Source organism: Nonomuraea sp. NPDC049684, assembly GCF_044465345.1.
Lineage (GTDB): Bacteria > Actinomycetota > Actinomycetes > Streptosporangiales > Streptosporangiaceae > Nonomuraea.
The window spans coordinates 605284-630936 of sequence record NZ_JBITLO010000001.1 but is presented as its reverse complement, the minus strand read 5'-3'; the positions used below and the strand labels follow the sequence as shown (position 1 = coordinate 630936).

Annotated in this window: 19 protein-coding genes; 13 read left to right on the top strand and 6 right to left on the bottom strand. The window is 74.9% G+C overall.

The genetic code is table 11. The features are described 5' to 3' along the window. Positions 1 to 4 precede the first annotated feature (4 nt). The 3 genes from ACIBST_RS02925 to ACIBST_RS02915 are packed head-to-tail and all read left to right on the top strand — an operon-like array spanning position 5 to position 1835. Complete coding sequence (locus ACIBST_RS02925) at positions 5 to 847, top strand: universal stress protein (RefSeq protein WP_397168551.1); 843 nt, start codon at positions 5 to 7, stop codon at positions 845 to 847. Continuing rightward, complete coding sequence (locus ACIBST_RS02920) at positions 844 to 1320, top strand: HPP family protein (protein WP_397168549.1); 477 nt, start codon at positions 844 to 846, stop codon at positions 1318 to 1320. Before ACIBST_RS02925 ends, ACIBST_RS02920 begins: the two co-directional genes overlap by 4 nt. Continuing rightward, positions 1317 to 1835: a flavodoxin family protein gene (locus tag ACIBST_RS02915; protein WP_397168548.1), complete on the top strand. Its 519-nt coding sequence runs from the start codon at positions 1317 to 1319 to the stop codon at positions 1833 to 1835. Before ACIBST_RS02920 ends, ACIBST_RS02915 begins: the two co-directional genes overlap by 4 nt. Positions 1836 to 1881: 46 nt before the next feature. Here the strand turns inward: ACIBST_RS02915 and ACIBST_RS02910 are convergent, their stop codons facing one another. Then, a complete protein-coding gene (locus ACIBST_RS02910) occupies positions 1882 to 4419 on the bottom strand; it encodes a cation-translocating P-type ATPase (protein ID WP_397168547.1) in 2538 nt (845 codons plus the stop codon). Between the two features lie 216 nt (positions 4420 to 4635). Here ACIBST_RS02910 and ACIBST_RS02905 point away from each other — a divergent pair, with 216 nt between their 5' ends. From ACIBST_RS02905 to ACIBST_RS02885, 5 genes are all read left to right on the top strand, one after another. After that, positions 4636 to 5196 (top strand): universal stress protein, encoded by a 561-nt coding sequence (locus ACIBST_RS02905; protein ID WP_397168545.1) that lies wholly within the window; start codon positions 4636 to 4638, stop codon positions 5194 to 5196. Between the two features lie 16 nt (positions 5197 to 5212). Beyond that, positions 5213 to 6061: a universal stress protein gene (locus ACIBST_RS02900; protein WP_397168543.1), complete on the top strand. Its 849-nt coding sequence runs from the start codon at positions 5213 to 5215 to the stop codon at positions 6059 to 6061. Positions 6062 to 6134: 73 nt separating this feature from the next. Continuing rightward, entirely contained in the window at positions 6135 to 8900 is a 2766-nt protein-coding gene (mgtA, locus tag ACIBST_RS02895) for a magnesium-translocating P-type ATPase (protein WP_397168542.1), read from the top strand. A gap of 42 nt (positions 8901 to 8942) precedes the next feature. Next, positions 8943 to 11228: a phosphoketolase gene (locus ACIBST_RS02890; RefSeq protein ID WP_397168540.1), complete on the top strand. Its 2286-nt coding sequence runs from the start codon at positions 8943 to 8945 to the stop codon at positions 11226 to 11228. A 134-nt stretch (positions 11229 to 11362) separates the two neighbouring features. Beyond that, on the top strand, positions 11363 to 12073 hold the full coding sequence (locus ACIBST_RS02885) for a universal stress protein (RefSeq protein ID WP_397168538.1): 711 nt from the start codon (positions 11363 to 11365) through the stop codon (positions 12071 to 12073). Between the two features lie 10 nt (positions 12074 to 12083). Here ACIBST_RS02885 and ACIBST_RS02880 read toward each other — a convergent pair whose 3' ends face one another. Further along, positions 12084 to 12995 carry a universal stress protein gene (locus ACIBST_RS02880; RefSeq protein ID WP_397168536.1) on the bottom strand — a complete coding sequence of 304 codons (912 nt, stop codon included), beginning with the start codon at positions 12993 to 12995 and terminating at the stop codon, positions 12084 to 12086. Positions 12996 to 13217: 222 nt separating this feature from the next. On the opposite strand from ACIBST_RS02880, the gene ACIBST_RS02875 reads away from it, so the two are divergent. The 3 genes from ACIBST_RS02875 to ACIBST_RS02865 are packed head-to-tail and all read left to right on the top strand — an operon-like array spanning position 13218 to position 16116. Further along, entirely contained in the window at positions 13218 to 14057 is an 840-nt protein-coding gene (locus ACIBST_RS02875) for a universal stress protein (protein WP_397168535.1), read from the top strand. Positions 14058 to 14099: 42 nt separating this feature from the next. Then, the gene (locus tag ACIBST_RS02870; RefSeq protein WP_397168533.1) at positions 14100 to 14945 is read left to right on the top strand and encodes a universal stress protein; all 846 of its coding nucleotides are present in this window, start codon (positions 14100 to 14102) and stop codon (positions 14943 to 14945) included. A gap of 46 nt (positions 14946 to 14991) precedes the next feature. After that, entirely contained in the window at positions 14992 to 16116 is a 1125-nt protein-coding gene (locus ACIBST_RS02865) for a M50 family metallopeptidase (RefSeq protein WP_397168532.1), read from the top strand. 24 nt (positions 16117 to 16140) lie between these two features. On the opposite strand, the gene ACIBST_RS02860 is transcribed toward ACIBST_RS02865, so the two are convergent. Then, positions 16141 to 19059 carry a pyridoxamine 5'-phosphate oxidase family protein gene (locus tag ACIBST_RS02860; protein WP_397168531.1) on the bottom strand — a complete coding sequence of 973 codons (2919 nt, stop codon included), beginning with the start codon at positions 19057 to 19059 and terminating at the stop codon, positions 16141 to 16143. A 143-nt stretch (positions 19060 to 19202) separates the two neighbouring features. Here ACIBST_RS02860 and pta point away from each other — a divergent pair, with 143 nt between their 5' ends. After that, entirely contained in the window at positions 19203 to 21245 is a 2043-nt protein-coding gene (gene pta, locus ACIBST_RS02855; protein ID WP_397168530.1) for a phosphate acetyltransferase, read from the top strand. Positions 21246 to 21249: 4 nt separating this feature from the next. Here the strand turns inward: pta and ACIBST_RS02850 are convergent, their stop codons facing one another. The 3 genes from ACIBST_RS02850 to ACIBST_RS02840 form a co-directional block, all read right to left on the bottom strand. Beyond that, positions 21250 to 22098: a sulfite exporter TauE/SafE family protein gene (locus tag ACIBST_RS02850; protein WP_397168528.1), complete on the bottom strand. Its 849-nt coding sequence runs from the start codon at positions 22096 to 22098 to the stop codon at positions 21250 to 21252. Then, positions 22095 to 22667, bottom strand: coding sequence for a rhodanese-like domain-containing protein (locus ACIBST_RS02845; RefSeq protein ID WP_397168526.1), 573 nt, complete (start codon positions 22665 to 22667; stop codon positions 22095 to 22097). The genes ACIBST_RS02850 and ACIBST_RS02845 overlap by 4 nt, the downstream gene beginning before the upstream one ends. Before the next feature lie 76 nt (positions 22668 to 22743). After that, a complete protein-coding gene (locus ACIBST_RS02840; RefSeq protein WP_397168525.1) occupies positions 22744 to 24132 on the bottom strand; it encodes a rhodanese-like domain-containing protein in 1389 nt (462 codons plus the stop codon). A 179-nt stretch (positions 24133 to 24311) separates the two neighbouring features. On the opposite strand from ACIBST_RS02840, the gene ACIBST_RS02835 reads away from it, so the two are divergent. Further along, the gene (locus ACIBST_RS02835) at positions 24312 to 25574 is read left to right on the top strand and encodes an MFS transporter (RefSeq protein ID WP_397168523.1); all 1263 of its coding nucleotides are present in this window, start codon (positions 24312 to 24314) and stop codon (positions 25572 to 25574) included. The last annotated feature ends 79 nt before the right edge of the window (positions 25575 to 25653 follow it).

Genomic DNA, 25653 nt, shown 5'->3' with positions numbered 1-25653 from the left:
CGCGATGAGCACTCACATCGTCGTCGGCGTGGACGGGTCCGTCCCGGCGACCGGAGCGGTGGAATGGGCGGCCGCCGACGCGCGGCGGCGGGGCCTGGACCTGCGTCTCGTGCACGTCGGGCCGCAGTGGCTGCACGAGGTGGACCCCGGGCACTGCGCCCGCCTGCTGGAGGAGGCCGCCGACCGGGCCCGCGCGCTGGCCGGCGACGTCAAGGTGACGACGGAGCTGCTGTCCGGGAACGTGGCCGGGGAGCTGATCCGCGAGTCTGCGACGGCCGCCGGTGTGGTGCTGGGCAGCCGGGGGCTCGGCGGGTTCGCCGGGATGACGGTCGGCTCGGTGAGCCTGGCGGTCGCCGGGCACGCGTCGGGGCCGGTCGTGGTCGTCCGCGCCCCCGCCCCCGCCACCGAGCACGGCAGGGTGGTGGTGGGCTACGACGGTTCGCAGGACGCGCACGCGGCCATGGAGTACGCCGTCGAGCAGGCCAGGGCCCGCGGGGCGCGGCTGCACGTCGTCTCGGCCTGGCAGATGCCCGTCTTCTCCCCGTACGCGGTCACCTACAACAGCCTGATCCAGGACCTGATGCGCGAGGAGACCGGCGCGGCGCGCGAGCGGGTCGTGCCCTGGCGGGAGGCCAACCCGGACCTGGTCATCACCGACGAGCAGCCGTGCGCCCACCCGGTCACCGCCCTGACGCAGGTGGCCGGTTCGGCCGACCTGGTCGTGGTGGGCTCGCGCGGCCGGGGCGGGTTCGCCTCCGCGGTGCTCGGCTCGGTCAGCCACGGCGTGCTGCACCACGTGACCTGCCCGGTCGCCGTGGTCCGGCCGGGCGAGGAGGAGGGGTCGTGAACGGAACGCCGACCGCCGGGCAGGTGATGAGCCGCGTCCTGGTGGCCGTCAAGGCCGAGGAGTCGCCGCTGATGGCGTGGGAGCTGATGCGCCGGGCCGGCGTGCACCACCTGCCGGTCATGGACGGAGGGCGCCTGCTGGGCATCCTGACGCGGGAGTGCCTGGCCGCGTCCTGGTCCGGCGGGCCGCAGGAGCAGGCCGGCCGCGAGGTGCGCGACCTGCTCGGCGGCGCGCGCACCCCCCGGGTGGGGCCGGGCACCCCGCTGAGCCGGGTGGCCGCCGCCATGCTGGACGCCGACGTGGACGCCGTGCCCGTGCTGTCCGGCGACGGCCTGGTGGGCCTGATCACCGCCCGGGACGTCCTGTCGGCGGTCGCCGGCCGGATCGAGCCGCGCCCCGAGCCGAGCGAGGTGGTGACCGGGATGTTCCACCTCGAACCCATCCTGCCCGGGACGGCGGGAGGCGTGAGATGAAGGCCCTGGTCGTCTACGAGTCCATGTACGGCAACACCGAGCGGATCGCCCAGGCCGTGGCGGAGGGGCTGGCCACCCGGATGCGGGCCGAGGTGGCCGAGGTCGGCACGGCCCCCGCGCACGTGGGGGACGAGGTCACCCTGCTGGTGGTGGGCGGCCCGACGCACGCCTTCTCCATGAGCCGGGCCGCCACCCGCGAGTCGGCCGCCCAGCAGGCCGCCGGACCGCTGGTGTCGCGCGGCCGGGGCGTGCGCGAGTGGCTGGCCACGCTGAGCACGTCGTCGGCCGGGCTCTGCTCGGCGGCGTTCGACACCCGCGTGGCCAAGCCCCGCCTGCCCGGCTCGGCGGGGCGGGCGGTCGCCAAGCGGCTGCGCCGCCTCGGCGTCCGGCTCGCCGTGCCGCCGTGCAGCTTCTACGTGACCGGCACGCAGGGGCCGCTGGTGCCGGGCGAGCTGGAGCGGGCCAGGCAGTGGGGCGAGAGCCTGGCGGCGTCCTTCCCGGTGCCCGCGTCCTGACGGCCCGCCGGAGAGCGGCGCCCGGCGGTTCCCGCCGGGCGCCGTTTCAGTGCCGCTCGGGCGTGGGGGACGGGTGCAGGATCCGGTCCAGGCGGGCGGCGGCGTAGCCGAGCGTGGACAGCGCGACGACGACCAGCAGGTCTCCCGGCGCGAGCGGCCGGGTGCCGAGCAGCTCGCGCAGCGGCGGCAGGTAGACCCCGGCCAGTTGCAGGACGAACGCGCCGCCCACGGCGAACAGCAGCATCGGGTTGGCCAGGGTGCCGGGGCGGGTCCTGGTGCCCAGCGCCACGCCGAGCTGGGTGGCGCCGAGGGCGAAGAAGGCCATGCTCTGCCAGGGCCGCCCGGTCATCGAGCCCCAGACGGCGACGCCCAGCGTGACGGCGGTGAGCACCACGGCGATGCGGACGACCCGCTGCCACAGGCCCGCCCCCATGATGCTCTGACCCGGCGGACGCGGCGGCTGCGACATGGTTCCCGGCACCGTCGGCTCACCGCCCAGCGCCACGCCGGGCAGGCCGTGGGTGAGCAGGTTGATCCACAGGATCTGCGCGGGCAGCAGCGGCAGCGGCAGCCCCACGAACGGGCCCAGCAGCATCACCGCGATCTCCGCCGCGCCGCCCGACAGGCCGTAGACCAGGAAACGGCGGATGTTGGCGTAGACCCGGCGGCCCTCCTCGACGGCCGCCACGACGGTGTCCAGGTTGTCGTCGGCGAGCACGAGGTCGGCGGCCTGCCGGGCGACCTCCGTGCCGCGCCTGCCCATGGCCACCCCGATGTCGGCGCGGCGCAGCGCCGGGCCGTCGTTGACGCCGTCGCCGGTCATCGCCAGGACCTCGCCCCGGCCGCGCAGGCCCTCGATGATGTCGAGCTTCTGCTCGGGGGTGGCCCGCGCGTAGACGCCGGCCGGGCCCGCGGCGAGCGCGCCGGGCTCCCGGCAGTCGACGACCCGGTCGAGGACGCGGTCGAGGACGCGGTCGGCATCGCCGATGATGCCCAGGTCGGCGGCGACCGCGCGGGCGGTGCCCGGATGGTCGCCGGTGATGAGGACCGTCCTGATCCCGGCCCGCGCGCAGTCGGCCACGGCCGCGGCCGCCGCCGCACGCGGCGGGTCGAGGATCGCGACGAGCCCGAGCAGCCTCAGCCCCTCCTCCCGCACGGGATGCGGGACGGCGTCGAGGTCGGCGGCGGCGACCGCCAGCACGCGGTAGCCGTCCCGGGCGAACCGGTCGGCGCGTTCGGCGGCGCGGGCCGACAGCTCCGGGTCGCCGGTCAGCACGTCCGGGCGCAGCAGCGCCTCCGGGGCGCCCTTGCAGATCAGCCGGGCGCCGCCGCCGGGCAGCAGGTGCACCGTGCTCATCCGCTTGCGGTCGCTGTCGAAGGGCAGCTCGGCGACCCTGGGGAACCGCTCCTGAAGGGCCGCGCGGTCGAGGCCGAGCCGGGCGGCGGCGGCCAGCAGCGCGGCCTCGGTGGGGTCGCCCAGCGCGGTCCATTCCTCCCCGCTCTCCTGGGGCGGGCGCAGGCGGGCGTCGTTGCACAACGCGGCGGCGGTCAGCAGCGCGGCGAACTCGTCCGGGTCCTGACCGGCGGCGAGCCCGCCGTCGGGGGCGTAGCCGGAGCCGGTGACCGGGGCTTCGGCGGCCGGGGTCCACAGGTGCCGGGCGACCATGCGGCCCTCGGTGAGGGTGCCCGTCTTGTCGGTGGCGAGCACGGTCACCGAGCCCAGCGTCTCCACGGCGGGCAGGTTGCGGACGAGCGCGTCGCGGGCCGCCATCCGGCGGGCGCCCAGGGCCAGGCTCAGGGTCACGACCGCGGGCAGCGACTCGGGCACGGCGGCGACCACCAGGCTGATCGCGGTCACCACCATCAGCTCGACCGGCTGGCCGCGGACCAGGCCCAGGGCCAGCACCAGCGCCGACAGCACCACCGCGACGCCGGCCAGCAGCCGTCCGACCCCGACCAGGCGGCGCTGCAACGGGGTGAGGCCGGCGCCCTTGACCATGAGCGCGGCGATGCGCCCGCTCGCGCTCGCCGCGCCGATCGCGGTGACCACCGCCCGGCCCCTGCCGCGCGCCACGACGGTGCCCGAGGAGACCGTCGCGCCCGCGTCCTTGTCCACCGGGACCGACTCGCCCGTCAGGGCCGACTCGTCGACCAGCAGCGCCGCCGACTCCACCACCTCGGCGTCGGCCGGGACGATGTCGCCCTCGGCGAGCACCAGCAGATCTCCGGCCACGACGTCACCCGCGGGGATCTGCCGCTGGTGGCCGTCGCGCACCACGCGGGCCTCCGGGGTGGCCAGCTCGGCCAGGGCCGTGATGGCGCGGTCGGCGCGCACCTCCTGCGTCACGCCGACGGCCGTGTTGACCACGATGACCAGCGCGATCACCGCGGCGTCCGTCCAGTCGCCGGTGCCGACGGTCAGCGCCGCCGCGATCAGCAGCACGATGATCAGCGGATCGCGGAGCTGGGTGACGACGCGCCGCCACAGCGGGGTGGGCGGTTTGCGCGGGAGCAGGTTGGGGCCGTCGCGTTCCAGGCGTACGGCTGCCTCCGCCGACGACAGGCCAGAGGACGAGGGCGTCACGGGTGTCCTTCCTGCCCGCCCTGGCCCTCGGGCCGGCGGAGTCGCTGCGAGGTGTCTTCAGGATCTAGTCTTCGCCCTGCTCAGGGCGGTAAACGTGCAGGTCGTCCAGCTCCCCCAGCCTCGGGGGACCGGCCGGACGGCGGCAGGGTCGAAAGTCACCGGAAGCAGGGCCTTCGGCACTGTTCCGCCCCGGGCTCGTGGGCGGAACGTGGAGGTATGAGCATTCGCCTGATCGTGGCCGGGACCGACGGCACGGAGGACTGCGCGGCCGCGCTGCTGTGGGCCGCCGACGAGGCGGGCCGCCGCGGGGCGCGGCTGGTCGTGGTGCACGCCTGGGAGCCCGCGAACGAGCACAGGGCGCCGTACGCGCCCTGCCCGTCCAGGCCCGCCGGGTTCGAGGAGGCGCGCGCGAGCGCCGTGCTCGATCAGGCGGCCGCCCTGGTCATGGACCGGTTCCCCGGTGTCGCCGTCGAGGCGCGGCTCGTGCGGGGCCGCCCCGAGACGGCGCTCGCCGACCACGCGCGCGGGGCCGGCCTGCTGGTCCTCGGCTCCGCCGCGCGGCCCGCCGAGGACGCGCGGCTCGGCGCGGTGCTGCTGTCGTGCCTGCGCCGGCCGCCGTGCCCCGTGGTCGTGGTGCAGGCCACGGCGACGGACGGCGGGACGCCGTCCAGGCCGCCGGCCTTCGCGGGACGGCATCGGGGAAGGTCCTTCGGCCCTGGCCCGGCCGACCTTCGGCTCTTCGGGGGACGGCGGGAGGCCGGGTCTCATGGAAGGTGACGAAGGAGGGAACATCATGATCGTTGCTGGAGCCGACGGCTCGGTGGCCTCGCGCGCCGCCGTCGCATGGGCCGCCGACGACGCCTTCCGCATGCGGCTGCCGCTGCGGATCGTGCACGCCGTGGACCGCACGCCGTACCAGATCCACCGGTTCTCCCCCGGCTGGGTGCCCGACCTGCTCGCGGACGAGGGCGAGCGCATCCTGCGGGAGGCCGAGGCGCTGGCCCGGGAGCGGCAGCCGTCCGTCGAGGTCACGACGCAGGACGTCGAAGGGCTGCCGGCGGTCGTGCTGCGCGGGCAGGAGAAGGAGGCTGCCGAGATCGTGCTCGGCAGCCGCGGCCTCGGCGGGTTCGCCGGCGCGCTGCTGGGCTCGGTCGGCACGCACGTCGCCGGGCACGCCCGCTGCCCCGTCGTGGTGGTGCGCGGCGACCGGCAGCAGGTGCGCGGCGAGGTGGTGGCCGGGGTGGACGACTCGCCGGAGTGCGAGCCCGCCCTCGCCTACGCCTTCGAGCAGGCCCGGCTGCGGGCCGCCACGCTGCGGGTGCTGCACGCCTGGCAACTGCCCGTGCACGCGTTCGCGCCGGAGGCCGCCTACGCCATGGACGAGGTCCGCGCGGCGCAGCAGCAGGTCGTGGACGACCTGGTGAAGGTGTTCGCCGCCGACTACCCCGAGGTCGTCGTCGTGCGGGACACGCCGTCGGCGCACCCCGTGGACGCGCTCACCGCGGCCTCCGACCACGCCGACCTGCTGGTGGTGGGGTCGCACGGGCGCGGCGGGCTGGGGTCGGCGCTGCTCGGGTCGGTCAGCCGCGGCGTGCTGCACCACGCCCGCTGCCCGGTGGCGGTGGTCCGGCCCCAGGACTGACGGCACGTCGCCGCGTCGGCACGGGCCTCGGGACGGGCGTCGGGACGGGCGTTGGGACGGGCGTGGAGCGCCTTTGCCTTTGTCTTGGCGGCGGGCCGGTTACCAGAACCAGGAGGAGGCCGAGCGGAAGGCCGGGACGCGGGATGACTCGGACGGTGACATGACCGGACAGGGCGCGCTGGACGTCGCGGTCGCGGCCGCGCTGCCGGTCGACGACGTCATGGCCCGGCTGGGCGGCACGGACGGCGGCCTGACCCAGGCCGAGGCGGAGCGCCGCCTGGCCGCCGTGGGCCCCAACTCCCTGCGCACCCACCGGGCCCGGCGCCTCGCGGTGCTGGGCCGCCAGCTCCGCTCGCCCCTGCTGATCCTGCTGGCGGTCACCGCCGCCGCGTCGTTCTTCCTCGGCGAGCCGACGGACGCGATCATCATCGGCGTCATCCTGACGGTCTCGGTCGGGCTGGGCTTCTTCAACGAGTACCGGGCGGAGAAGGCCGCCGAGGCGCTGCACTCCCAGATCCGGCACCGCTGCCTGGCCCTGCGGGACGGCGCTCCCCGGCTGGTGGACGTGGTCGCGCTGGTCCCGGGCGACGTCGTCACGCTGCGGCTGGGCGACATCGTCCCGGCCGATCTGCGGCTGGTGTCGTCGGCGGGGCTGGAGTGCGAGGAGTCGGTGCTGACCGGCGAGTCGCTGCCCGTGGCCAAGGCCGTCGAGCCCGTCGGCCCGGACCGCGCGCTGGCCGAGCTGGCCAGTTGCGCGCTGATGGGCACCGTCGTGCACGCCGGGTCCGGCGCCGGCGTGGTGGTGGCCACCGCCGGACGGACCGAGTTCGGGCGCATCGCGCTCCGGCTCGGCGACCGCCATCCGGACACCGAGTTCCAGATCGGGCTGCGCCGGTTCTCCATGCTGCTGGTGCGCGTCGCCGCCGCGCTCACCGCCGGGATCTTCGTCGTCAACCTCGTGCTGCACCGCCCGGTGCTGGACGCGCTGCTGTTCTCGCTCGCCATCGCCGTCGGCATCTCCCCGCAGCTCCTGCCGGCCGTGGTCTCGACCAGCCTGGCCGCCGGCACCCACCGGCTGGCCCGGCACCGGGTGCTGGTCAAGCGGCTGGTCTGCATCGAGGACCTGGGCGACATCGACGTGCTGTTCACCGACAAGACCGGAACGCTGACCGAGGGGCGGATCAGCTTCACGCGCGCGCTCGGGCCGGACGGCGGCCCCGACGACCGCGTCCTGGAGCTGGGCCTGCTGTGCAACGAGGCCGTCGTCAGCGGCCAGGACGGGGAGCCGGGCCGGTCGGCGAGCGGCAACCCCCTGGACGTCGCCCTGTGGGACGCGCCCGCCGCCGCCGCGCTCCGGCCGGGGCCGCCCGGCCGGCGGCTGGCCGTCGTGCCCTTCGACCACGAGCGCAGGACCGCCTCGGTCCTGGTCGAGGACGACGACGGCCGGATGATCGTCACCAAGGGCGCTCCCGAGGCCGTGCTGGCGCGCTGCGCCCCCGTCGCCGGCCAGAGCAGGGCCGTGCTGGAGGCCGAGTTCGCCGCCGGCAACCGCGTGGTGGCGGTGGCCACCCGGCGGCTGACCGGCGACGCCGCCCGCCGGACCACCCTCAGCCAGGCCGACGAGCACGACCTCACCTTCCGCGGCCTGCTGGTCTTCCTCGACCCGCCCAAGGCCGGCGCCCGGCAGGCGCTGGGCCGCCTGGCCGGCCTCGGCATCACCGTCAAGGTGCTCACCGGGGACAACCCGGCGGTCGCGGCCAAGCTCTGCGCCGACCTCGGCCTGCCCGGCGGACGGGTGCTGACCGGCCAGGACGTCGAGGCCGCCGACGACGCCCGGCTGGGCGCGCTCATCGACCAGGCCGTGGTGTTCGCCCGGGTCAGCCCCGAGCACAAGGCGCGCATCGTGCGGGCCCAGCGGCGCAACGGCCTGGACGTGGCCTTCCTCGGCGACGGCGTCAACGACGCGCTCGCGCTGCACGCCGCCGACGTGGGCATCTCCGTGGACGCGGCCACCGACGTCGCCAAGGACGCCGCCGACGTGCTGCTGCTGGAGAAGGACCTCGCCATCCTGGCCGACGGCGTCATCCAGGGCCGGCAGATCTTCGCCAACACCATGAAGTACGTCCTGATGGGGACGTCCAGCAACTTCGGCAACATGTTCTCCGCCGCCGCGGCCTCGGCGTTCCTGCCGTTCCTGCCGATGCTGCCGTCCCAGATCCTGCTCAACAACCTGCTCTACGACTCCAGCCAGCTCGCCATCCCCACCGACAACGTCGATCCCGAGCAGCTTCGGCGCCCGTCCCGGTGGGACGTGTCGTCGATCCGGCGGTTCATGCTGTTCTTCGGGCCGGTCAGCTCGCTGTTCGACTTCGCCACCTTCGCCGTCATGCTCGGCGTCCTGCACGCCGGGCCGCCGCTGTTCCGCACCGGCTGGTTCGTCGAGTCCCTGGCCACCCAGGTGCTGGTGGTCTTCGCGATCAGGACCAGGCGGGTGCCGTTCTTCCGCAGCCGTCCGAGCCTGCCCCTGGCGGTCGCCGCCCTGAGCGTCGTGGCGCTCGGCGCGGTCATCCCGGTCACCCCGCTCGCCGGCGCACTGGGCTTCCAGCCGCTGCCCGGCCCGTTCTTCGCGGTGCTGGGCCTGATGGTGGTCGCCTACCTGGCCCTCGTCGAGCTGGCCAAGCGCCGTTTCTACCGGGTCGCCCCGGAGACCCTGGCCGGCGGCGGGCGCACCGCCGCCCACCCGACGCACCGCAGGGCCCACCGGTTCAGCACGGTGGCCGCCGCCCTCGCCGCCGGACGTCCGCCCTCCGCCCCCCGAGAAGGGGACCAAGGTCCCTAGGGCGCGGGAACGCTTCGGGAAATCATCGTCATCATGACGACGATGCAGCACATCGATGCCTACTGGCGCGCGGCGAACTACCTGTCCGTCGGGCAGATCTACCTGCTGGACAACCCGCTGCTGACCGAACCGCTGCGCCCGGAGCACGTCAAGCCGCGGCTGCTCGGTCACTGGGGCACCACCCCCGGGCTGAACTTCTGCTTCGCCCACCTCAACCGGATCATCGCCGAACGCCGGCAGGACATGATCTACATCGCCGGTCCCGGCCACGGCGGGCCCGCCGCCGTCGCGCACGCCTGGCTGGAGGGCTCGTACTCGGAGAAGTACCCCGAGGTCTCCCAGGACGCCGCCGGGATGCGCCGGCTGTTCCGCCAGTTCTCCTTCCCCGGCGGCATCCCCAGCCACGTCGCGCCCGAGACCCCCGGCTCCATCCACGAGGGCGGCGAGCTGGGCTACTCCCTCGCGCACGCGTTCGGCGCGGCCTTCGACAACCCGCGCCTGGTGGTCGCCTGCGTCGTCGGCGACGGCGAGGCCGAGACCGGCCCGCTGGCCGCGAGCTGGCACTCCAACAAGCTGCTCGACCCCTACCGCGACGGCGTCGTGCTGCCGATCCTGCACCTGAACGGCTACAAGATCGCCAACCCGACCGTCCTGGCCCGCATCCCGCAGGACGAGCTGGTCAAGCTCATGGAGGGCTACGGCTACCGCCCCCACCTCGTCGGCCCCGACCACGAGGAGATGGCGCGCACGCTCGACACCGTCTTCGACGAGATCGCCGCCTACAAGGAGGGCCGCCTGGAACGCCTCCCCATGATCGTGCTGCGCACGCCGAAGGGCTGGACCGGCCCGCGCGAGGTGGACGGCAAGCCGGTCGAGGGCACCTGGCGGGCCCACCAGGTGCCGCTGTCGGGCGTCCGGGACAACCCGGCGCACCTGGCGATGCTGGAGGAGTGGATGCGCTCGTACCGGCCGCAGGAGCTGTTCGACGCCGAGGGCCGCCCGGCGCCCGTCCTGCTGGGGACGGTCCCCGAGGGGCCGCTGCGGATGAGCGCGAGCCCGCACGCCAACGGCGGCGAGCTGCTGCGCCCGCTGGCGCTGCCCGACTTCCGCGACCACGCGGTGGAGGTCAAGTCACCCGCGGCGCAGTCGACCGAGCCGACCCGGGTGCTGGGCGCCTTCCTGCGGGACGTGATCGCCGCCAACCCGCACGACTTCCGGCTGATGGGCCCGGACGAGACCGCCTCCAACCGGCTGCAGGCCGTCTTCGAGACGACCACGCGGGCCTGGAACGCCGAGGTCGAGCCCACGGACGAGAACCTGGCGCCGGGCGGCCGGGTGATGGAGGTGCTGAGCGAGCACCTGTGCCAGGGCTGGCTGGAGGGCTACCTGCTGACCGGCCGGCACGGCCTGTTCAACTGCTACGAGGCGTTCATCCACATCATCGACGCCCTGTTCAACCAGCACGCCAAATGGCTGCAGTCGGCGAAGAGGATCCCGTGGCGGCGGCCCGTCGCCTCGCTCAACTACCTGCTGTCGTCGCACGTGTGGCGGCAGGACCACAACGGCTTCAGCCACCAGGACCCCGGCTTCCTCGACGTCGTGGTCAACAAGAAGGCCGAGGTCGTGCGGGTCTACCTGCCGCCGGACGCCAACACCCTGCTCTCGGTGGCCGACCACTGCCTGCGCTCGCGCGACTACGTCAACGTGATCGTGGCGGGCAAGCAGCCGGTGCTGGACCTGTTCACCATGGAGGAGGCCGTCGCCCACTGCACCCGCGGCCTGGGCGTCCTGCCCTGGGCGTCCTCGGACGAGGGGGCCGAGCCGGACGTCGTGCTGGCCTGCGCGGGCGACGTGCCCACCCTGGAGACGCTGGCCGCCGCGGCCATCCTGCGCGAGCACCTGCCCGAGCTGAAGGTGCGCGTCGTCAACGTGGTGGACCTGATGCGGCTGCAGCCGCCGTCGGAGCACCCGCACGGCCTGCCGGACGCCGAGTTCGACGCCCTGTTCACCACCGGCAGGCCGGTCGTGTTCAACTTCCACGGCTACCCCTCGCTGATCCACCGCCTCACCTACCGCCGCACCGGCCACCCCAACATCCACGTGCGCGGCTACAAGGAGGAGGGCACCACGACCACGCCGTTCGACATGGCCATGCTCAACGACATCGACCGCTACCACCTGGTCATGGACGTCGTCGACCGGGTGCCCGGCCTGGGCGCCACCCAGGCGCACCTGCGCCAGCGCATGGCCGACGCCCGGCTGGCGGCCCGCGCGTACACCCGCGAGCACGGCGAGGACGCCCCCGCCGTCCGCGACTGGACGTGGTGACCCGCGAAGCGCGCCGGCCCCGCGCGGCCGGAAAAGGCGGGCCAAGGTCCCGTCAAGAAGGGCCGCTCCACCACGGGCGGCCGGCCTCGCGGGACCGAGGCTGAATCCCAGCGACGTCTGAAGGGATCACGGACATGGATCGCATCGTGCTCGGCTACGACGGCTCGGACTTCTCCGTCCAGGCCCTGGACTGGGCGCTGGACGAGGCCGAGCTCAGGAACCTGCCGCTGACCGTCGTCCACGCCTGGCAATGGCCGTACGGCGAGGCGGAGGAGGAGGCCAAGGCCCATCTGCGCAAGGCGGCCGAGCACGTCCTGTGGCACGGGGCCGAGTGCGCCCGCTCCACCAGCTCGGGCGTCCGCGTGGAGACCGACCTGTACGAGGGCCCGGCCGCCCAGCGGCTGGTGGAGCTGTCGGCCGACGCCACGCTCGTCGTGGTCGGCTCGCGCGGGCTGAGCGCGCTGCCCAGGGTGGTGGTCGGCTCGGTGGCCGGGTACGCCGCCGCGCACGCCGAGTGCCCGGTGATCGTCGTACGCGGGCCGGGGCCGCTGCCCAAGGCCACCCGTCCAGGCCCGGTCGTCCTGGCCGAGCGGGAGCCGGACGCGGCGGTCGTCGAGTTCGCCTTCGCCGAGGCGGCCATGCGCGGGCTGCCGCTCGCGGCCTCGGCCGACCTGGGGGAGTGGGCGGCCCGCCGGCCGGAGGTCCACGTGGAGCAGGGCGAGCCGCACGAGCGGGCGACCCTGGTCGTGGTCGGCCGGCCGCGCGCCGCGCATCTCGGCACCGCGAGCTCCCTTCCGCAGCACGCGCCCTGCCCGGTTGCGGTGGTGCCGGGCGACCGCCCCTGAGCTCCCCGCGTCACCGGGACGCGGGCGGCATCCGCGGGTTCAGCACGGCCGCGGGCGTCACCGCGACCGGGCACCGGGACTCCAGCAGGGCGGCCTGCGTCACGGCTCCGAGCAGCAGGCAGGGAGGGGCCTCGTTCCCCCGATTGCCGAGCACGAGGAGCGTGGCGTCCTTGGAGGCCTCGATCAGCACGCGCTGGGGGCGTTCGGTCAGGAACTCGGTGACCACCGTCACCTCGGGGCGTCTGCGGGCCAGGTGGGCGACGACCTCGCGGAAGCGGTTCTCCGCGCCTTGGCGCAGCGCGTGCGAGTCCACGAAGGGCAGCGGCTCCTGCCAGGACGACGACCCGCAGTCGGCCCAGCAGCACAGGGCCGTCACGGTGCCCTCGCGCAGGGCGGCCTCGTCCAGGGCGAGGTCGAAGGCGGCCAGGCTGGCGGGTGAGCCGTCCAGCCCGGCCACGATCCTGACGTCCTGGCGGGCGGGCGGCTGGAGCGGCGGCCGGACGACCACGACCGGCGTGACGCTGTGCGCGGGCACCTGGACGGCGGCCGACCCCACCTGAAGGCCCTCGAACCCGCCCTGCCCGCGGGAGCCGAGCACCGTCAGCTCCGCCTCGCGCGCGGCCTCCAGCAGCACCGCCGACGGGGTGCCCCGGCCCAGGAGCGGCTGGACGTCCAGCTCCGGCGCCAGTTCCCTGGCCCGCCGGACGCCCTCGTCCACGACGCCGAGCGCCACCGGCTCGACGTGCCGCATGATCTCCTGGGCGACGGGCCTGGGCGCGTAGGGCCAGTGCAGGGCGTGGCAGACCAGGACGGGCAGCCCGCGCAGGCGCGCGTCGGCGACCGCCCAGTGCAGCGCGTGGCGGCTCTCGGTCGAGTCGTCGTACCCCACGAGCACGGGCCGGCCGGCGTGTGCGTCGATCACTGCCGCCTCCGGGAGCGGAATCTGTCCGGTTACCTGCGCGGATGAGCCTTCCCGGGACCGGCGGGCCGAGCCCCACAGGCGGGGAAACTCTTGGTCTGGCCTGCTTGCCCGTCGCGTGCCGCGGCCCGAAGTTGGAGGGGACAGCGGCGATTCTTGGTGTGTTTACGCCCCTTATATCCGTTATGGCGGGTATGGGGACGTCGAAGGCGCGAAGGAGGCAGGATGCGCGGACCGATCGTGGCCGCGGTGGACGGCTCCGCGTCATCGACCGCCGCGGTGGAATGGGCCGCCGGCGACGCGCAGCGCAGAGGGCTGCCGCTCCGGCTCGTGCACGTGTGCGAGCAGTGGGTGCTCGGCGTGGACGGCGCCCGGTACTGCATGGGCGCGCTGGAGGCGGCGGCCGGCAGGGCCCGCGCGATCGGCGGGGGCGTCGAGGTCACCGCCGAGATGCTGGCGGGCAACGTGATCGACGCGCTGATCGTCGAATCGGCCGCGGCCGACAGCCTGGTGCTGGGCAGCCGGGGCATGGGCGGCTTCGCCGGCATGGTGCTGGGGTCGGTGGGCAGGGCGGTGGCCGGGCACGCCGCGGGGACCGTCGTGGTCGTCCGCGGGGTGGTCGCCGTCCGGCACGACCTGGTGGTGGCCGGCGACGACGGCTCGGCGGCGTCGCGGGAGGCCATGGCCTACGCCGTCGAGCAGGCCCGCGCGCGCCGCGCCCGCCTGCACGTGGTCTACGCCTGGGAGGCGCCGGCGGTCTCGCCGTACTGGGCGGCCTACAGCCACCTGCTGGCCGACTCCTTCCAGGAGGAGGCCAGGGCGGCCCAGGCGCGGGTGAACCCGTGCCGGAGCGAGAACCCCGACGTCGTGATCACCGACGAGCAGGTGCGCGGGCACCCCGTGGCCGCGCTCACCGAGGCGGCCGCCGCCGCGGACCTGGTCGTGGTCGGCTCGCGCGGGCGGGGCGGCTTCTCCTCCGCGGTGCTCGGCTCGGTGAGCCACGGCGTGCTGCACCACGCGGCCTGCCCCGTGGCGGTGGTACGGCCGCGCGCGGAGAAGGGATGACGGGACCGGCGGCGGGCCGGCTCCGGAGGAGGAGGGGGCGTCATGGCCGGTGTGATCGTGGTGGGGACCGACGGCTCGGCCCCGGGCGCCGCGGCGGTCGGATGGGCCGCCGACGACGCCGCGCGCACGGGCGCGCAGCTGCGGATCGTGCACGCCCTGGACCGGCAGCCGTACGCCGTCACCAGGTTCCCCGACTACGGCCAGGGCAACTACCTGCTGATGGCGGCGGCCAAGGTGCTGGAGGCGGCCGAGACCGCCGCGCGCGCCCGCCAGCCGTCGGTGCGGCTGCACGCCGAGGTCGTCGAGGGGACGCCCGCGGCCGTCCTGCTGGACCAGGGGCGGCAGGCGGACGAGCTGGTCATCGGCAACCGGGGCCTGGGCGGGTTCGCCGGCGCGCTGCTGGGATCGGTGACCATGCACGTGGCCGGGCACGCCGCCTGTCCCGTGGTGGTGGTGCGCGCCGAGGGCGGCGGGCCGGTCGGCGAGATCGGCGTCGGGATCGGCGACTCCGACGTCTGCGAGCCGGCCATCGGCTACGCCTTCGAGCAGGCCAGGCTGCGCGGCGCCCGGCTCCGGCTGATCCGCGCCTGGCAGATCCCCGTGCACGCCTTCGCCCCCGAGATCGCCTACGACCTGGACGAGGTCCGCGCCGCCCAGCACGAGGCGGTCCGCGCCCGGACGGCCGCATGGCGCGAGAGGTGGCCCGAGGTGACGGTCGTGGAGGACGTCCAGAGCGCGCACCCGGTCGAGGCGCTCACCGGGTCGCCCTGCGCCCTGATCGTGGTCGGCTCCCACGGGCGGGGCGCGTTCGGCTCGCTGGTGCTCGGCTCGGTCAGCAGGGGAGTGCTGCACCACGCCCGCTGCGCCGTCGCGGTGGTCCGCCCCTAGAGGTCGTCCCTGGTCAGGAGGGTCGAGAAGCATGCAAGCTGGAATCATGAGGCAAAACCTGCGCTTCGGACGGGTGGCGGGCATCCCCGTCGGCGCTCACTGGTCCGCGTTGGCCATCGTCACGCTCGTGGCGGTGGGACTGGGCTCCGGGGTCCTGGCCGTCGCCGCCCCGGGCGCGGGCAGGACGGCGTACTGGGTCGCCGGCGCGCTCACGGGGCTGCTGCTCATGGCCTCCCTGCTCGCGCACGAGCTGGCGCACGCGCTGGTGGCCAAGCGCTGCGGCATGGAGGTGGAGTCCGTCACGCTCTGGGCGCTGGGCGGCGTCACGCAGTTCCGCGACGAGGCCAGGACGCCCCGGACCGAGGTGGTGACGGCGGCCGCCGGCCCCGCCGCGAGCCTGCTGCTCGGCGGGCTCGCGCTCGCCGTCACGGCCGTGCTGCCGCCGGGGGTGCCCAGGGCCGCCGCGGCGTGGCTGGCCATGATGAACCTGGTCCTGGGCGTGTTCAACCTGCTGCCCGGCAGCCCCCTCGACGGCGGCCGGGTGCTGCACGGCCTGATGTGGAGCCGCCACGGCGACCGCGCCCGCGCCGACGCCGGCGCCGCGCGGGCCGGTTACGCGATCGGTCTCATGCTGACCTTCACCGGGTTCGTCGTGATCTGGGTGTGGAACCCGCTGGGCGGGATGTGGGTGGTGATCACCGGCTGGTACATCGCGGGCGCGGCCCGCGGCGAGATCATGAGCAGGGCGGCCCGGCGCGGCCTCGGGGGAGTGCGGGTGCGGGACGTCATGACGGCCACGCCGGACCTGGCCCCCGCGTGGCTGACCGTGCAGGGGCTGGTCGACACGGTGGTGCTCGGCTCGCACCAGTCGGTCTTCCCCGTCGTGGGGTTCGACGGGGCGCCGCTCGGGGGCGTCTCGCTGGAGACCCTGCTCGCCGTGCCCGCCGAGCGCAGGGGGGACACCAGGGTGGAGACGCTGGTGGCGGCCCAGCGGCCGCCGCGCGTCCTGTCGCCGGACGACGACGCGACCGCCCTGCTGGAACACCCGTCCCGGGTGGGCGGCCTGTCGGCGGTGGTCGTCGAGGGCGGCCTGGTCACCGGCATGATCACCGACGCCGACCTGGGCAGGGCGCTGCAACAGGCGCTGCTGCGGCCCGCCGCCACCGTCTGACGCGGGTCCACGGCTGCGGCCGGTTCACAGGCCGTGGATGCGGCGGCCCGTGACCTGGTGCGGCACGACCCGGATGTAGAGCTGACGCTCCCCGCCCGCCCAGGGCGTGACGCCCGCGTCGGCCAGCTTGGCGACCTCGTCCTCGGGCACGTGGTGGGCGGGCCCCTGGATCAGGACGCTCCAGCCCTCCTTGCGCACCTCGTCGATCCGGTCCACCTGGAAGCCGATCATGATGTCCACGCCCTCCAGGCCGGTGCGCAGGTCCTGGTCCATGGGGCCGCCGCGGGACGTGCGGAACACCACGGCGCCCTCGTGCAGCCGGTAGTTGACGGGCAGCACCGTGGGCCCGTGCGAGCCGTTGAACGCGATCCGCCCGATCCCGCCCGGCGCGACCAGGCGCAGGCACTCCTCGGGGTCGAGGACCTCCAGCACCGGCTCGTCCGGGCCGGCGCCGGGGCCCGGCGGACGGTCGCGGCCACCGCCCAGCAGGTCCTGCGGGGTCGTCCCCAGGGCCGTGGCCAGGCGGGTCACCGTGTTCCTGTCGGGGATGCCGAGGTGGCCCTCCAGGTACGTGACGTACCCGGGGGACATGTCGGCGCGCTCGGCCAGCTGGTCGACGGTGAGGCCCAGCCGGTCGCGGTGGTAGGTCACCCGGCGTCCGAAGTCGCCACTGTTCGTCATGATCATCTCCTTCTCCGTGAGGACGAGGCCCGCACCGCCCGGCACGGGGACGCCGTCGACCCGCGTGCCGTCGTGGCCGGCCTCGATGGTGATCCGGCGGCCGCGGAACAGGACCGGCAGCGAGAGCGTGCCGAGCCGTCCGGGCAGCAGAGGGTCGAGGAGCAGGCCCTCGGGCCTCGGCTCCAGGCCCAGGTAGCAGCGTTGCAGCATGTCCACGGTCCCGGCCATCGCGCCCAGGTGCACGCCCTCGGCGGTGGTGCCGCCCTGGACGTCGTGCACGTCCCCGACCAGCGCCTCGGCGAAGAACTGCCAGGAGCGCGCCCGGTCGCAGCGCGACAACACCCAGGCGTGCACGACCGCGCTCAGCGTGGAGCCGTGGCTGGTGCGGTCGAGGTAGTAGGCGGTCGTGCGCGGGATCAGGCCGGGGTCGGCCGGGTAGCCGAGCCGGTCGAGGATCGCCAGCAGCTCGTCCGCGCCCAGCAGGTAGAACAGCATCAGCGTGTCGGCCTGCTTGGACGCCTTGTAGCGGTTCACGTCGTCGCCGTCGGCCTCCAGGGCGCGGTCGAGGCGGCGGACGCCCGCGTACCGCTCCCAGTCGAGCTCGGCGAGCCCGGCGTAGCCGGTGAACTGGCTGATGACGCCGTCGTGGAAGTCGACCCGCATGCGGCGGGTGATGTCCTCCCACCGCGCCGCCTCCCGCTCGCCGGCCGCGCCGAGCCGGAGGGCGTGCCGCAGCAGCCATACGGTCATGACGTTGGTGTAGGCGTTGTTGGCCAGGCCCGGTTCGGCGGCGCCGGGGTAGGCGGTGTGGTACTCGTCCGGGCCCATGACGCCGCGGATCTCGTACCGGCCGGAGACGGGGTCGAGCACGGCCAGCGAGGCGAAGAACCGCGCGATGCCGATCAGCAGGTCGGCGCACCACGACGGCATGGAGCCGGTGGCCAGGCGGTACTGCCACACGTTGTAGGCGATGGCGAGGCCGACGTGGCGCTGCAGGTGGGAGACGTCCGGCAGCCAGCGCCCCGAGTCGGGGTTGAGGTGGTAGGTCTGGGTCTCCTCGCGGCCGTCGCTGCCGCTCTGCCAGGGGAACATCGCGCCGTCGTACCCGGCCGACCGGGCCGCGGCGCGGGCCTCGGGCAGGCGGCGCCACCGGTAGCGCAGCAGGCCGCGGGAGATCTCGGGGAAACGCAGGTTGAGCCAGGGCAGGACGAACAGCTCGTCCCAGAACACGTGCCCCCGGTACGCCTCGCCGTGCAGGCCGCGCGCGGGCACCCCGGCGTCGAGGTCGGCGGTGTGCGGCGACAGGGTCTGGAGCAGGTGGAAGATGTGCAGGTGGACGATCTGCGACAGCTCGGGCCCGTCCACGTTCAGCTCGGCCCGCTCCCACAGCCGCTCCCAGGCCGCGGCGTGCGCCTCCAGCAGCTCGGCGAAGCCCGGGGCCGTGGCCGCGCGGCGCAGGGCGGCCGACAGCGGGTCGTGCACGGCGGGATCGCGCGAGGTCAGCAGGGCGACGACCTTCGTGAACGTCACCGGCGTGCCCGCGGCGAGCGTCAGCACGTGCTCACTGGCGACGTGGTCGGGCTCCATGGCGGGCGAGCCGGGGGAGGGGGCGTCGGCGCGGGCGGCCAGCGCGACGGTGACGCGGGAGGAGCGGGTGGTCGCGGTCAGCCAGGTCAGCCCGTCGCGGTGGCCCGTGGCGTGCTCCGTCAGGTGGTCGCCGCGCAGGTCGCGGTAGCGTTCGACGCCGCTGTTGGTGACGCGTCCGTCCAGTCCGGCGCGGACGCGCAGCGGGCCCGACCAGTTCTCCGCGGTGAAGGTCGTCTCCAGGGCGGCCAGGGCGGGGTCGGCCATGGAGACCAGGCGGCGCTGCCGCACCCGGGTGATCCGGCCCAGCGCGTCGCGCCAGCGCAGCTCCCGCCGCAGCACGCCGTGGCGCAGGTCGAGCTCCTGGGTGTAGCCGAGCAGGTCGGCCAGCTCCGGGCCGAACCAGTCCTGGCCCGGCGTGGCGAAGTCGAGCGGCAGCCAGTCGGGCAGGTTGACCAGGTCCTCGTTGACGACCGTCCGGCCGCCCACCTGCGAGGCCAGGCGGTCGTAGCAGCCCGCGTGGTAGGTGCCGGGCGTGCGGATCCGCCCCTCGGGCGTGGCGCCGCGGGTGGCGAAGCGGCCGTTGCCGAGCGTGCACAGCGCCTCGCGCAGCCCGGCCGAGGCCGGGGCGAAGCCCTCGTACGTGAGCGTCCACGGGTTCATCGCGAGCCCGCGCACCAGGTCAAGGCGGCCATGACGATGACGCTACCCACCTGCCTTCCCCCAAGACAGGGACGTTGGTCCCTCCTTCCGGGGGCGTACGGCACCGAATCGGGCCCGATGGCGTTCCGGACGTGCCGAGGGCGTCGAGAATGAGTGGCATGACGCGAGCTGTGTATGTCGCCGCCGGCGAAGCGGGAAGCAACAAGGGGACCGTCGCCCTGGGGCTGGTCGAGCTGCTGTCGCGGCAGGTGGGCAGCGTGGGCGTGTTCCGCCCCGTGGTACGGGCCGGGCGCGAGGACGGCCTGGTCAACACCATCCGCAGCCGGTTCCAGCTCGCCCTGCCCTACGAGGCGTGCGCCGGGGTCACCTACGACGAGGTGCACGCCGACGTCGAGCGGGCGGCCGGCGACATCGTGGCCCGCTTCCGCGCGCTGGCCCGGCGCTGCGACGCGGTCGTGGTGGTCGGCACCGACTACACCGACGTGGGCGCGCCGACGGAGTTCGGGTTCAACGCCCGGCTGGCCGCCGACCTGGGCACCCCCGTGATCAACGTGGTGAGCGGCAGGGGCCGGACGGCCGCCCGCACCGCCGCGGCGGTCGAGGTGTCCTCCAGGGAGCTGGCCCACCATCACGCCCAGGAACTCGCGGTCGTGGTCACCCGCTCGACCGGCGGGCCGCTCACGGTCAGCCACGCGACGCCCGTGTTCGTGCTGCCGGAGACCCCTTCGCTGCGCGCGCCCACGGTCGCCGACCTGCTCGACGCGTGCGACGGCTGGTTCTTCCTCGGCGAGCGCGACGGGCTCGGCCGGGAGGCGAGCGCGCTGATGGTGGGCGCGATGTCGCTGCCCGGCATCCTGGAGCGGCTCACCGAGGGCGCGGCGGTGATCATCCCGTCCGACCGGGCCGCCGCGCTGCTGCCCGGCCTGATCGCCGCGCACACCTCGCCGGGCTTCCCGGCCCTGTCGGCGGTGGTGCTCACCGGCGGCACGGAGCTGCCCGGCCCGGTGGAACGGCTGCTGCGCGGCATGGAGATCCCGCTGCCGGTGATCGCCACCGGTCACGACACCTTCGACACCGCGACCCGGCTGTCGGCCGTGGAGGGGCGGTTCACGCCCGAGGCGGGCGGCAAGATCGACGCGGCGCTGCGCCTGTTCGCCGAGCACGTGGACGGCCCGCTGCTGCTGGAACGGCTGGACATCGCCAAGACCGACGTCGTCACGCCGTTGATGTTCGAGTACGAGCTGCTGGACCGGGCCCGCGCCCGGCGCAGGCACATCGTGCTGCCCGAGGGCGAGGAGCCGCGCATCCTGCGCGCGGCCGACATCCTGCTGCGCCGGGACGTGGCCGACCTCACCCTGCTCGGCGACGCCGAACGCATCAGGGTCCAGGCCGCCCAGCTCGGCCTCGACCTGGCCGCGGCCAGGGTGCTCAGCCCGTTCGACCCGGAGCTGCGCGAGCGGTTCGCCCGCGCCTACGCCGAGGCGCGGGCGCACCGGGGGATGACCGTCGAGCTGGCCCGCGACACCGTCACCGACGTCTCCTACTTCGGCACGCTCATGGTCCACGCCGGCCTGGCCGACGGCATGGTCTCCGGCGCGACGCACACCACCGCGCACACGATCAGGCCGGCGTTCGAGATCCTGCGGCTCGGGCTGGTCTCCAGCGTGTTCTTCATGTGCCTGGCCGACCGGGTCCTGGTCTACGGCGACTGCGCGGTCAACCCCGACCCCACCGCCGAGCAGCTCGCCGACATCGCGATCGCCTCGGCCGGCACCGCGGCGATGTTCGGCGTCGAGCCCCGGATCGCGATGCTGTCGTACTCGACGGGCACCTCGGGCGCGGGCGCCGAGGTCGACAAGGTGCGCGCGGCCACCGAGCTGGTCCGCGAGCGGCGTCCCGACCTCCAGGTGGAGGGGCCGATCCAGTACGACGCCGCGGTGGACCCGGCCGTGGCGCGGACCAAGATGCCCGGCAGCCAGGTGGCCGGGCACGCCACCGTCTTCGTGGTGCCCGACCTGAACACCGGCAACAACCTGTACAAGGCCGTCCAGCGCAGCGCCGGGGCGGTCGCGGTGGGTCCGGTGCTGCAGGGGCTGCGCAGGCCGGTCAACGACCTGTCCAGGGGCGCCACCGTGGCCGACATCGTCACCACCGTGGCGGTCACGGCCGCCCAGGTGCGCGACGAGCCGCCGTCCCCCTGAACCGTCAGCCGGCGCCTGAGGCGCGCCACCGGCGGGCGGCCAGGGCGGCGGCCGGCACGGCCACCAGCCCCGCCCACGTCACCGGATGGCTCCAGACGGCGGCGTCGACCTGCTGCACGAGCACGAACACACCCATGACGACGACGAACCAGCCGAACGCCGTGCGCAGCGCGTCCTGCGGGATGCGGCCCGCGAGCCGGCCGCCGGCCAGGCTGCCGATCACCGCGGACGCCGTCACGATGAGGGCGAGACGCCAGTCGATCGCGACGCCCGCCAGGTGCCCGGCCAGTCCGGCGAACGACTTCATCGCGATGACCAGCAGCGAGGTGCCGACCGCGACGCCCATCGGCAGCCCGCCCAGCAGGGCGAGCGCCGGGACGACGAGGAAGCCGCCGCCGGAGCCGACCAGCCCCGTCACCGCCCCGACGACCAGGCCCTCCACCGCGATGTGCGTCAGCGGCAGGTCGCCGTGGGCGGGCCGCGCCCGCTTCCTGGGGTTGCGGGGCCTGCGCAGCATCGCCACCGCCGTGGCCAGCATCATCAGGGCGAAGGCGACGAGCAGCGCCGTGCCGGGGACGAACTCGGCGAGGCGTCCGCCGCCGTACGCGCCGGCCATGCTGAACGCGCCGAAGAGCAGGCCGGTCCGCCAGCGGATCCGCCGGGCCCGCGCGTGCGGGACCAGCGCGGCCAGGCTGGTGACGCCGACGACGAACAGCGAGGTGGCGATCGCCTCCTTGGTGTCCTGCCCGGCCAGGAAGGCCAGGATCGGCACGGTCAGGATCGAGCCGCCGCCGCCCAGCACGCCGAGGCTGACCCCGACGAGCAGCGACACGGCGACGATCAGCACGGTCACGGGGTGCTCCGCAGCTCCGCGAGCACCGTGCGGATGTCGGTGCGCGGCCCGCGGTTGTAGGGCAGCCTGGACAGCAGGACGCCCATGGCACAGGAGTTGCTGACGGCCGCGTACGTCAGGCCGGCGCCGACCGCGGTGCCGATCAGGTGCGCGCCGGGCAGGAAGATCCCGGCCAGGCCGGTGACCAGGACGACGGAACCGGCCACGAGCCGCACCTGGCGCTCGATGTCCCACCGCTCGGGCCCCCGCTCCAGGGACGCGCCGGCCGTCTCCCACGCGACGATGCCGCCCTCCAGGACGCGCAGGTTCGGCAGCCCGGCCTCGGCGAGGGCCTGCCCGGCCTGCGCGGCCCGCGCCCCGGAGCGGCAGACGAGCACGACGTCCTCGTCCAGGTGGGCCAGCAGCTCGGCCCGGTGCTCGCGCAGGGTGTTCAGCGGCACGTTGTACGAGCCGGGGATGTGCGCCGTGCGGAACTCGCCGGGCGTGCGCACGTCGAGCAGGCGGGGCGCCCGCCCTTCCTGGACGAGTCGCTGGAGCACGGTGGGGGTGAGGACGGTGGAGGTGTTCATGGATCTATCCTTCGCTGATACCCCGGGGGGTATCGTGGAGACAAGCGTGTGGGACGGGGACAGGGGAACGGTCCGGTCAGACGCCGGCCGGCTCGGCCGACAGGGCCCACGCGGCGTAGCCGCCGAGCACGTCGGAGACGTCCTGGAAGCCGCGGTGCCGCAGCAGGCTCGCCGCGACGGAGGAGCGGTGCCCGCCCGCGCAGTGCAGGACGACGGGCCGGTCGGCGGGCAGCTCGCCGCTGCGGGCGGGCAGCTCGCTCAGCGGGATGTGCAGCGCGGCGTCGATGAAGCCGTTCGCCTCGCGCTCGCCCGCGGTGCGCACGTCCACGACGACGGGCGGGGCCTCGCCGGCGAGCGCGGCGCGCAGCTGCGCGGCGGTCAGGCGGCTGGCCGGGGCGACCTCGGCGGCCAGGGCCACCAGCGCGTCGTCGGGGTTGCGCAGGTAACCCGCGACGCGGTCGAAGCCGATCCGGGCCAGGCGGGTGACGACCTCCTCCTCGCGGTTCTGCGGCGCCATGACGACCAGCTCGGCGGCCGGGTCGAGCACCGTGCCCGCCTGCTCGGCGAAGCGCCCGTCGGCGGGGACGTTCACCGAACCGCGCAGGTGCCCGGCGGCGAAGTCCTGCGGGTCGCGGGCGTCCACCACGACCGTGCCGGCGGCGCGCAGCCCGGTGAACCCGGCGAGGGTCAGCGGAACCGGGGCCGCCGAGGCGTCGTAGCGGGCGCGGTCCCTGCGGTTGAGGTCGGCGTCGTAGGCGAAGTAGCCGGGGGCGGCGGGCTGCCCCGCGGTGACGAGCGCGACGAACGTCTCGCGGTCCATCGGCGCGCACGCGTAGTTGGTGGCCCGCTGCTCGCCGATGGTCGACTGCTTCTCGGTCGAGAGGTTCTTGCCGCAGGCCGAGCCGGCGCCGTGCGCGGGGAAGACCCGCACCTCGCCGGGCAGGCCCATGAGCTTGTTCTGCACGCTGTCGTACAGCATCGCGCCCAGTTCCCCGGGGGTGACGCCGACGGAGGCGAGCAGGTCGGGGCGGCCGACGTCGCCGATGAACAGGGCGTCGCCGGTCAGCACCCCGTACGGCACCCGGTCCTCGGCGTGTTCGTAGACCAGGACGCTGATCGACTCGGGGGTGTGGCCGGGCGTCTCCATGATCTCCAGGGTGACGTCACCGAGGGAGATGCGCTCGCCGTCCGCGAGCTTGCGGATGGGGTACTCGGTCTCGGCGCGCCGGCCGTAGCCGATCCAGGCGCCGGTGCTGTCGGCCAGCTCCAGGTGGCCGGCGACGAAGTCGGCGTGGAAGTGGGTGTTGACGACGCCGACGACGGTGAGGCCGTGCGCGCGGGCGTCGGCCAGGTACTCGGAGACGTCCCGCCGGGGGTCGACGACCACCGCTCGGCCGGTCCCCTCGTCGGCGATCATGTACGACGCCTGCGAGAGGCAGTCCAGGTAGTACTGGGTGAAGAACACGGCAATCCCTTCGTGAGGAACGCGGCCAGTGGGTTGATACCCCCGGGGGTATCGCTACCCGACAGTAGGTTCTCCTCGGAGAGGATGTCAAATACCCCCCGTGGTATTGCCAACGATACCTGGGGGGGTATGGTGACCTGGACATATCCACTCGTCCCAGGCGCGAAGGGACCCCCGCCGTGCAGAACGCCTCCGCGCCCGCCCCGGCCGGGCGCCCGCCCGTACGCCTCGGGCTCCGGGCCAACGCCCTCCAGTTCTCGCTGCTGGTCGTCGTCAACGTCGCCGTCGGCGGCCTGGTGGGCCTCGAACGCACCACCGTGCCGCTCATCGGCGCCCACGTCTTCGGCCTGACCAGCGACCTCGCCGTCTTCTCCTTCATCGTCGCCTTCGGGCTCACCAAGGCGGTCACCAACCTGGCCGCCGGAGCCCTGACGGCCCGGTTCCGCCGCAAGCAGCTCCTGGTGGCCGGGTGGCTGATCGGGATCCCCGTCCCGTTCGTCCTGGCCTGGGCGCCCTCCTGGGGGTGGATCGTGGCCGCGAACGTGCTGCTCGGCCTCAACCAGGGCCTGACCTGGTCGATGACCGTCAACATGAAGATCGACCTGGTCGGGCCCGCCCGTCGGGGGCTGGCCACCGGCCTCAACGAGGCCGCCGGGTACACCGCCGTCGGCGCCACCGCCCTGCTCACCGGCTACCTGGCCACCCGGCACGGCCTGCGTCCCGTCCCCGAGCTGGTCGGCGTCGTCTTCGTCGTGGCCGGGCTGGCCCTGGCCCTGCTCGTCCGCGACACCGCCGCCCACGTGGCCCTCGAACTCGACCGGCACCCCCGGCCTGCCGGCGGGGACACCGGTCCCGTGGCCGCGTTCGCCCGCACGTCCTGGCGCGACCGCTCGCTGCGCGGCGTCAGCCAGGCCGGGCTGGTCAACAACCTCAACGACGGCCTCACCTGGGGCGTCTTCCCCCTGCTGTTCACCGACCACGGCCTGGGCCTGGCCGCCGTCGGCCTGATCAAGGGCCTATACCCGCTCCTGTGGGGCGTCGGCCAGATCCCCGCCGGGCACCTCGCCGACCGCCTCGGCCGCAAGCCCCTCATCGTCACCGGCATGCTCGTCCAGTCCGGCGGGCTCCTCCTGGCCGTCGCGCCGCTGGGCGACGCCCTGCTCGCCGGGGTCCTGTCCGCCGTCGTCCTCGGGCTCGGCACGGCCATGGTCTATCCCGCCCTCATCGCCTCGGTCTCCGACCACGCCCACCCCTCCTGGCGGGCCAACGCCCTGGGCGCCTACCGCTTCTGGCGCGACGTCGGCTACGCGGCGGGAGCCCTGGTCGCCGGGGTGCTCGCCGACGTGCTCGGCCTCGGCGCCACGGTCGTCGCGGGGGCCGTCCTCACCGCCGTCTCCGGCCTGCTCGCCGCCCGCTGGATCACCGAGAGCACGGAGGGTTGACGGCGGGCTGACGGCGGGGTCGTCGCAGGTCAAGCGCGTTCCAAGGTGCGGTCGGCATTGATCGCGCGGCCGGGGACGG